Annotated in this window: 7 protein-coding genes and 1 pseudogene; 1 reads left to right on the top strand and 7 read right to left on the bottom strand. The window is 68.3% G+C overall.

Annotated elements, in window-relative coordinates:
- Positions 1–62 precede the first annotated feature (62 nt).
- Positions 63–437, bottom strand: a pseudogene (locus tag BLQ76_RS04530) (NADPH-dependent F420 reductase); the annotation flags it as partial.
- A gap of 77 nt (positions 438–514) precedes the next feature.
- Positions 515–1,321, bottom strand: a complete 807-nt coding sequence (locus BLQ76_RS04525; protein ID WP_170842462.1) for an SDR family NAD(P)-dependent oxidoreductase — start codon at positions 1,319–1,321, stop codon at positions 515–517.
- A gap of 175 nt (positions 1,322–1,496) precedes the next feature.
- Between BLQ76_RS04525 and BLQ76_RS04520 the strand changes: the two genes are divergently transcribed.
- Positions 1,497–2,414, top strand: a complete 918-nt coding sequence (locus BLQ76_RS04520; RefSeq protein WP_090669340.1) for a LysR family transcriptional regulator — start codon at positions 1,497–1,499, stop codon at positions 2,412–2,414.
- 323 nt (positions 2,415–2,737) lie between these two features.
- On the opposite strand, the gene BLQ76_RS04515 is transcribed toward BLQ76_RS04520, so the two are convergent.
- The 5 genes from BLQ76_RS04515 to BLQ76_RS04495 form a co-directional block, all read right to left on the bottom strand.
- Positions 2,738–4,192 carry an alkaline phosphatase D family protein gene (locus tag BLQ76_RS04515; protein ID WP_244519464.1) on the bottom strand — a complete coding sequence of 485 codons (1,455 nt, stop codon included), beginning with the start codon at positions 4,190–4,192 and terminating at the stop codon, positions 2,738–2,740.
- 108 nt (positions 4,193–4,300) lie between these two features.
- Positions 4,301–5,419 (bottom strand): ABC transporter ATP-binding protein, encoded by a 1,119-nt coding sequence (locus BLQ76_RS04510; RefSeq protein WP_090669337.1) that lies wholly within the window; start codon positions 5,417–5,419, stop codon positions 4,301–4,303.
- Positions 5,416–6,240 (bottom strand): ABC transporter permease, encoded by an 825-nt coding sequence (locus tag BLQ76_RS04505; protein ID WP_090669335.1) that lies wholly within the window; start codon positions 6,238–6,240, stop codon positions 5,416–5,418. Before BLQ76_RS04505 ends, BLQ76_RS04510 begins: the two co-directional genes overlap by 4 nt.
- Entirely contained in the window at positions 6,237–7,154 is a 918-nt protein-coding gene (locus BLQ76_RS04500; protein WP_090669332.1) for an ABC transporter permease, read from the bottom strand. The genes BLQ76_RS04505 and BLQ76_RS04500 overlap by 4 nt, the downstream gene beginning before the upstream one ends.
- A gap of 83 nt (positions 7,155–7,237) precedes the next feature.
- Positions 7,238–8,344: an ABC transporter substrate-binding protein gene (locus tag BLQ76_RS04495; protein ID WP_090669674.1), complete on the bottom strand. Its 1,107-nt coding sequence runs from the start codon at positions 8,342–8,344 to the stop codon at positions 7,238–7,240.
- Positions 8,345–8,531 lie beyond the last annotated feature (187 nt).

Raw genomic sequence — 8,531 nt, 5'->3', positions numbered from 1 at the left:
CTCTTCCGGCTTGTGCTTCTTCTGTCCCATTTGGGCATCCTCCATCGGCTCGAAAGCCTACTTCAGGGAGGACCACTTTTCAGGGGGCAGACCACCGAGCGCGTCACCGCTTCGGCCATGGCTCCGTCGCGCTTGTGGTTCGGATTGCCGGTCTCCAGCACGACCTTGCCGCGAAGGGCTTCGGCTTTCGTTCGCCCGAACTCGGGCAGCGCCCCAAAGGGTATCGAAAGGAGAACGGCGTCGCCGAAGGCGATTGCCTCGTCCGGCGTACCGCTTCGGGCGTCGCCGCCTGCAGCTCGAACCAAGCTTTCCAACGATGCCGGGTTGCGGGATGAGAACAGGACCTCATGGCCAGCCCGCGCCCACAGTGTTCCGATGAGGCCGCCGATATGGCCGGACCCCACAATGCCGATTTTCATGGAAGATTTCCTGATGGGCGGTGGCTCATCGCAACCCGGTCAGCCGCTGCGTCCACGGGGATGCCCTGCCGGGCGGGGCTCGAAAGCAGGCGTATTCAGAGCGTTGTCACCGACCCGCCATCGACACGCAGGTTGGTGCCGGTGATGAAGGAGGCGCGCTCCGAGGCGAGGAAGACCACGGCCTCCGCGACGTCCTCTGGGCGGCAGGGACGGCCGAGACCGATATTGGGTCGGAACGCGCTCAAGAAATGCGCGGCCAGGGCGTCGGGCGACAGCGTCTCCGCCCCTTCCTGCTGGGCCAGCAGTTCACGCAGGATCGGCGTATCCACATAAGCTGGCGAAACGACGTTCACGAGAACGTTCCGCCCGGCATAGGCTTTGGCGAGCGCCTTGGTCAGCGTATTCAGCGCCCCTTTGGAGGTGCCGTATTCGACCGCGACCGGGTCAGGCTGCACCGCGCTCTCGGACGAGATATTGATGATGCGCCCCCAACCGCGGTTCGTCATGCCCGGCAGGACGGCGCGGGCCACGCGCACCGCCGACATGACATTCAGTTCCCATGTCGCCTGCCAATCCTCGTCGGGCACGTCCTCGAAGGCCCGGAACAGCTCCCCGGTCGACGACCGAAGGCCGCCGGCATTGTTGACGGCGATGTCGATTGGGCCGAGTTCCGACTCGACCCTTCCGATAGCTGCAGCCAGGCTATCGGCCTTCGTCACATCGCCGGCGACAGCCAGGGCGCCGCCGCCAAGTTCGGCAACGAGGGTGTCTAGCTTGCCTGCATCGCGCGACAGGAACGCGACCTTCGCGCCCTCGCGATAAAGTGCCCGGGCGATCGCTTCGCCAATACCCTGGCTGGCACCCGTGACCAGGGCGACTCGCCCCGCAAGAAGCGTTTCCATCGACATGCTCCGAAGTTCCGGATGCCGCGTCGGCATCCCTTTTGTCCCCTCATGAAGTGAGGCATCGGGGCTGGGGCTGGAACCAGGGCTACGGTCATGGCTTTCGTGCTCCGAATTCACTAATCCACGGAAGGTGGTCGGCGGGAGTTCTAGTGAGCACGGGAGGACAGCGTCGATGGCACCGGATCGGTTCGGCAGCATCCTCGCTTTCGTTCGCGTCGCGGACCATGGCAGCTTCGCGAAGGCTGGAAAGGTGCTCGGCCTTTCGCCATCGGCGGTCAGCAAGAGTGTCGCCCGGTTGGAAGGCCGGCTGGGGCTGCGTCTCTTCCAGCGCACGACCCGGGCGATCAGCCTGACGGAGGAAGGGCGCGCATTCTTCCTTCGATGCGCGGCCATCCTGCAGGAACTGGACGAGGCCGAGCGTGACATGCGCGAACGTGCGTCGATGCCGACAGGTGTTCTGAAGGTCGAGCTGCCGACGGCCCTTGGACGGATGGTGATCGCGCCGCAACTCGGGACGCTGACCGGCCGGTATCCCGATCTTCGGGTCGATGCATCGTTCGATGACGAGCTCACCGATCTCGTCGAAGCCGGGCTCGATGCCGTGGTTCGGATCGGAGAACCGCGAGACTCGCGCTTGATGGTCAAGCGCGTCGGCACCGTCCACTATATCGTTTGCGCCTCACCCGCCTATATCAAAGCGCATGGCGTGCCGGAAGACCCGTCGGACCTGACGCGCTTCAACTGCATTCGGCGCCTGCCGCATGGCTCCGGCACCTATGCGCCGTGGAGGTTTGTGCCGGCGGGCGGGGGTGCGACACTTACCGTCGAGGTCGCCGGGACGCTCAGTTTCGACAGCAATGACGTCATCCTGGACGCCGGGCTCGCGGGAACCGGTCTCGTCCAGCTTCACACCTATATGGCGGAGCCGTACCTGCGATCGGGACGGCTTGTCGAGGTTCTCCAGCCATATGCGGCCCCCGGTCCTCCCATCTCCGTGCTGTTCCCGTCGAACCGCCATCTCGCGCCCAAGGTGCGCGTCTTCATCGACTTCGTTACGGAGCTTCTTGGTCGAAGCGACTCTATCGCATAGACAAAGCGCGTTCTGACGACCTTTGACGATTGTCGGGGAGGAAGCGGACACCAGAAAGGGTCTCGTCCGCCTTCAACCCATCGAAGCCGTTCGATACCTGTTAGCCGCATCCTGCAAGCCAACGTTGACGGTGTGCGATGCTGACCTCGGCTAGGCCTTCGGCAGCGGGCGACCTTGCAGGAACGTCCGCTTTCCCTCGTCTCGCGATCAAATGCGGACAGTCGGCAAACCATCCCGAGCACCGGTTGGCGGTGGCGGCCTTGGCTCCCCCCAGCCCCGCCGTTCAGCTGGCCCTGCCGTCCGGGACCGGAGCGGAAGGATCGTCAGATCGCGAGGGGCGGCGTGCGGCCGTCGTCCTCGAGCTCCCATTCGGCCTGCCAGGCGCCCGCGCGCCGTTCCAGCACCAGGAAGTTGCGCTGGCCGGTGTAGGGCGCCGAGCGGCCGGGCAACGGGCGCACCCGCATCGGCCGGTCCGGGAGCGGCGAGTGACCGAGCCGCGACAGGAGGCCGAGCCCGGCCGAGAACAGGCGCGGCGGGCGGGGATGGGTGATGCCGGACGCCACGAGCTGGTGCAGCATGGCGCCGGTCTTCAGACGCATCGTGCCGCGCGTGGCGAGGTGGATCTCGCCCGACAGCACGGTGACGGGAGCACCGTCCGCCTCACCGTCGCGCGCTAGGCGCAGGAGGAAGCGCCGCCACTCGTCGCGATGCGCCCGGCTCTGCCACTGGTCGCGCAGGTCGTCCTCGTACTTGTTGACGCCGGGATAGAAGTCGAGAAGCGCTTCCACCAGCGACAGGCGCGGACCGATCGCCGGAACGCTGGACACGACGATGCGCCGCTCGCCCCGCGGCAAGCGCTCCAGCGACCGCTCGAAGGCGCGCCAGCCGGGCTCGCCCATGACGCGATCGGGCAGGCGTTCGGAGCGTAGGTCCGGCGCGACCACGCCGAAGCCCGGGAACCCCGCGCCCTGCGACAGGCTCGTCCCGCTTGGATCGAGGCAGGTGTCGGGCAGCCGGCCGGGCTCGGCGCCCAGCTGGAACAGGACGAACATCTCGCGTGCGGCCTCGAACAGGCCGAGCGCCACGGGACTTGCCTGGAGCGCGGCGGGGTGGCTGCCCCAGCCGTCGAAGATGTCGTGGTCGTCCCAGATCATGATCGAGGGCACGCGGGCGAGAAGCTCGCGGGCGGCGGGCTGCCGCAACAGCGCGAGGTAGCGCCGGAAGAAGTAGCGCCGCACCGCTTCGCGCATCTCCGCCGTCCAGGCGACGCCGGGCCGCTCCTCGTTCGGCAGGTCGTTCCAGCGGCGCGTCTCGGGATGGCTGTCCACCGCCTCGTCGGCATAGAGCTGGTCGCCGCCGTGCAGAAGGAGCGCAAAGGGACGGCGGTGGTGCTCGTCCAGAAGCCGCCGCCACAGGACGTCGCGGTCGTCGTGGGTACGGTCCTCGTCGCCGTTCTCCTGGCCGTTGCAGGACACGAAGGCGATGGCGAGGTCGCCGGTGAGGTCGCTCGCGACACGGAAGCGAGTCCCGTCCAACCCGTAGTGCGCCCCCTCGCGCCGCGCCGGCAGCTCGAAGTCGAGTCCCCAGACGCTGCGCCCGAACAAGGTCGCGCGGCGGTGCATGGGGCGGGCCTCGCCGCCGTCAGGCTCGAGGAGCGGTGCGGGCGCGCCCTCGCGTGTGACCATGACGGCGGTCAGGCGCAGCGTCTGCGCGTCGGCGCCGCGCGCATAAAGGATCGGGCCCGCCGTTTCCGGCAGGCGGTTCGTCTGGTCGCTCAATCGGGTCCGCCGCCTTCAGCTCCTGAAATGCCCCCGGCGGTGCATGTCGGGCGTTCGCCGCGTCCTGCAAGACCCACCCCGCCCGGGCGGAGTCGAGAAACGGCCGTGTCAGGCGTCGACCGGCTGCGCGACGCTTCCCGCGCCCGCGCGGACCGACGGGCGGTGCGTCGCGCCGGTCGCCGCATCCAGGCACTGGACGTCGGCGGGCGAGAAGAACACCGTCACCGGCTCGCCGCGCTGGGGCGGCGGGGCGGCGGGGTCGTTGAACGTGTCGATCAGGAGCTCGCCCTGGCCGAAGCGGGCGCGCACGCGCACCACCGAGCCGAGGAACGCGACGTCGCTGATCGTGCCCTTGAGGGCGTTGGAGCGCTCGCGCGAGGGGTGAAGCGACAGCGACTCGGGACGCAGCGCCAGCGTCACGCGGTCGCCGGGCTTGGCGCCGGGCATCTCCGCCTCGACCTCCTGGCCGGCCACGATCGCGCGGTCGCCGAAGGCCGCCTCCCCTTCCAGAAGGCTGAGCGTTCCCACGAACGACGCGACGAAGCGGGTGCGCGGACGGTTGTAGATCTCGAACGGCGTGCCGACCTGCTCGGCCCGGCCCTCCGACATGACCACGATGCGGTCCGACATGGACAGCGCCTCCTCCTGGTCGTGCGTCACGAAGATCGTGGTGATGCCGAGCGAGCGCTGCAGTTCGCGGATCTCCTCGCGAAGCGACACGCGGATCTTGGCGTCGAGCGCGGAGAGCGGCTCGTCGAGAAGAAGGACGCGCGGGCGCGGCGCGATGGCGCGGGCGAGCGCCACGCGCTGCTGCTGGCCGCCCGACAGCTGGTAGGGATAGCGGTCGGCGACGTGCGGCAGGCCGATGAGGCGCAGCATCTCCTCGACGCGCGCCGCGCGCTCCTCGCGGCCCATACCGGCGATGCGCAGGCCGAAGGCGACGTTGTCGCGCACGGTCATGTTGGGAAACAGCGCGTAGGCCTGGAACACCATGCCGATGCGCCGCTCGTTGGGCGGCAGGCGCGTCACGTCCTGCCCGTCGATGCGAACGGTGCCGGCGCTGGGCGTCTCGAAGCCCGCCACGATGCGCAGCATCGTGGTCTTGCCGCAGCCCGACGGTCCGAGAAACGACACGAACTCGCCCCGCTCCACCGACAGCGAGAAGTGGTGGACGACCGTCGTCGCGCCGAAGCTCTTCTGGACGTCCTCGATCTCGAGAAAGCTCATCGCCCGCGCCTTCCAATCTTGAGGAGCGCGCGCACGGAGGCGCGCGGGCGCCCCGGTGCGCCGCCGCCGGCCAGTTGCAGGAGGATCATGCAGCCCCAGGTCACCGCGAAGGCGATGATCGCAAGGGCCGCCGGTTCGTAGGCGCGGTTGGCGCCGACATTCTGGAGGTAGGGACCGAAGGCCGGCCGGTTGAGGAGGCTCGCCAGCACGAACTCGCCGATCACGATCGCGAAGGTCAGGAAGGCGCCCGATAGGACCGCGGCCCGCACGTTCGGCAGGATCACGCGCAGGAGCACGACGTGCCGCTTGGCCCCCAGGCTCTCGGCGGCCTCGGTGAGCGTGCGGATGTCGATCGCCTGGAGGCCCGTGTCGACCGCGCGGTACATGTAGGGCAGCGACAGGACGGTGTAGCCGAACACCATCAGGACGTTGGTGCCCCAGAGCGTCGCGGTGAAGGGCAGCCAGGACGACGAGTTGTAGAGGCGCAGGTACCCGAACACGAGCACGATCGGCGGGATCACGAGCGGCAGGAGCGTGACGAACTCGACGATCGGCCGGAGCCTGGGCAGGCGCAGACGCACCCAGTAGGCGGTCGGCACCACGAGAAGCGCGCCGAGCACGATCGTGGCGAGCGCGCAGACCGTGGAGAACAGGAAGGTCTCCTGGAAGCGCTGGTCGGCGAAGACGACGCGGTAGCTCTGGAAGCTCCAGGTGCCGCGTACCATGCCGAGCGAGAACTGGAACGTCGCCCAGAGCGGCAGGAGGAAGTAGAGGGCGCCCAGGAGCACGACCGCTCCCGCGCCGATGCGGCGGGCGGTCATCGCAGCCACCTCTCGGAGCGCGATCGAAGGACGATGTAGAGGATGTTGGAAAGGCCCGTGATCGCGATCATGCCGACCGCCAGCGCGTAGCCGAGATTGGGGTTGTAGAGAACGTCGCCCCGGATCTGTGCGTAAAGGAGGATCGGCACGATGTTGAGCGAGGAGCCGGTCAGCGCGTAAGCCGTGGCGATCGCGCCGAAGGCGTTGGCGAACAGAAGCAGGAAGCAGCCCATCAGGCTCGGGAAGAGCACCGGCAGCGCCACCATGCGCCAGTACTGCCAGCGCGTTGCGCCCAGGATCGAGGCCGCCTCGCGCCATTCGCGCTTCAAGCCGTCCAGCGCCGGCGTGATGATCAGCACCATCAGCGGGATCTGGAAGTAGAGATAGGTGATCGTCAGGCCCCAGAAGCTGAGCAGGTTGAAGCCGAGACGGTAGAGATCGATGCCGAAGGCGTCGCGCAGGAACCAGGTGACGAGGCCGATGCGCCCGAGCGTCGCGATAAAGGCGAAGGCGAGCGGGATGCCGGCGAAGTTGGACGCGACCCCCGAGAAGGTCACGACGCCCGAGCGGATGAAGCCCGGCAGACCGCCGTGGACGATGGCGTAGGCGAGCGCGAAGCCGATCAGCGTGCCGAGCGCGGCGGAGGCAAGGCTGACGCGGATCGAGATCGAGTAGGCCGCCATGATCTGCGGCTGGAACAGGGCGCCGATATTGGCGAGGGTCCACTCGCCGGCCGGGTTCTGGAAGGCGCCGAGGATCAGGTAAAGCGTCGGCCCGATCAGGAACAGGAGCGCGAACAGGAAGAAGGGCACGACGCCCAACAACGCCAGCGGACCGACGCCCGCCTTCGTGCGCAAGCGCGGCCGCCCGGTGGTGGCCCGGCTGGTGGAAACGCCGTCCGTGATCGCCGTCATGAGGGTCTCATGTGATCCGTAGCCATGGCTCCAACGAGCGATCCCGCGCCGGCCGAACCGGCGCGGGACACGAGGCGTCGTGATTACTGGACGTTGGCGCCCACGACCTGGTCCCACTTCGTGGTGACCTCGGCCTTCACGGCGTTCTGGACCTCGACCGAGGGGAACTGGGCGCTCTCGTAGGCGGCGGCCGGCGGCAGGCGATCCAGAAGGTCCTGCGGGATCTTGCCGGCCTTGGCCATCTCGTTGAAGCGGATGGGGTGGCAGTAGCCCTTGAGGTAGGTCAGCTGACCCTCGTCGGAGTAGAGGTACTCCATCCAGAGCTTGGCGGCGTTCGGATGCGGGGCGTAGGCGCTGATCGCCTGGACGTAGACGCCGGCCACCACGCCGGACTTCGGCACCACGACCTCGACCGCCGGGTTGCCGTTCAGCGTGTCGCGCGAGGACAGGCCGTTGTAGTCCCAGCGGATCATGATCGGCGTCGTGCCCTGGGCGAGCGAGGCCGGCTTGCCGATCACGGGCACGAAGTTGCCGGCGGCGTTCAGCTGCTTGAAGAAGTCGAGACCGGCGGTCGCGACCTCCTGCGGCGAACCGTTGGGCATCTTGGAGAGGCCGGCGGCGTAGACCGCCTGGATGGCCTGCGCCGAGGCGCGCGGATCGCCAGCGAGCGCCACGGAGTTGGCGTAGTCGGACTTCAGGAGGTCGGCCCAGTCCTGCGGCGGGTTCGACACGAGGTCCTTGTTCACCTCGAAGGTGAGGACGCCGTAGTAGTCGCCGTACCAGTAGCCGTCGGCGTCCTTGGCCTCGTCGGGAATCTCGCTCCAGGTCGAGACCTTGTAGGGCTGGATCAGCTTGTCGGTCTTGGCCTGCGGGCCGAAGGACAGGCCGACGTCGATCACGTCGGGGGCCTGCGGGCCGGTGTTGCCCTGGTTGGCCTTGATGGCCTCGATCTCGTCGGCGGAGCCCGCATCGGGGTTCAGCTCGTTGACGGCCAGGCCGTACTTGGCCTTGAAGCCCGAGATCATCTCGCCGTAGTTGCACCAGTCGTGCGGGAGCGCGATCGTGGTGAGCGAGCCCTCCTTCTTGGCGGCGGCGACCAGCTCGTCCATGCCCTGGGCCAGCGCGGCCGGGGCCGTGGCGCCGAGCGCCACGCCGGCGAGAGCCGCGAGACAGACGCTGCGCTTCAACATTTCGTTCATCCGACCGCTCCAGCCTGGCCGCCTGATCGCGGCCTTGTTGTTCGAGGCGGGCCTTGTCGCCCGCCGGGGCCCCGTATCACCGACGCGTGACACTTGCGTGTCGCATCGCGCGCCCTTCGATCGGGCGCGATGCGTCGATGCGCGCCGTGACGAGACGGCGTTCCGGCATGTGAGAGCC

This window comes from Aureimonas jatrophae (assembly GCF_900104035.1).
In the GTDB taxonomy this organism is placed as follows: Bacteria; Pseudomonadota; Alphaproteobacteria; order Rhizobiales; family Rhizobiaceae; genus Aureimonas; species Aureimonas jatrophae.
The sequence above is the reverse complement of the archived record's forward strand: the minus strand, read 5'-3'. Positions and strand labels throughout refer to the sequence as shown.

Bases quoted from the DNA above. Each gene is read 5' to 3' on its own strand.
- BLQ76_RS04505 (WP_090669335.1), bottom strand. From the start codon at position 6,240: ATGACCGCCCGCCGCATCGGCGCGGGAGCGGTCGTGCTCCTGGGCGCC.
- BLQ76_RS04520 (WP_090669340.1), top strand. From the start codon at position 1,497: ATGGCACCGGATCGGTTCGGCAGCATCCTCGCTTTCGTTCGCGTCGCG.
- BLQ76_RS04500 (WP_090669332.1), bottom strand. From the start codon at position 7,154: ATGACGGCGATCACGGACGGCGTTTCCACCAGCCGGGCCACCACCGGG.
- BLQ76_RS04510 (WP_090669337.1), bottom strand. From the start codon at position 5,419: ATGAGCTTTCTCGAGATCGAGGACGTCCAGAAGAGCTTCGGCGCGACG.
- BLQ76_RS04495 (WP_090669674.1), bottom strand. From the start codon at position 8,344: ATGTTGAAGCGCAGCGTCTGTCTCGCGGCTCTCGCCGGCGTGGCGCTC.
- BLQ76_RS04525 (WP_170842462.1), bottom strand. From the start codon at position 1,321: ATGGAAACGCTTCTTGCGGGGCGAGTCGCCCTGGTCACGGGTGCCAGC.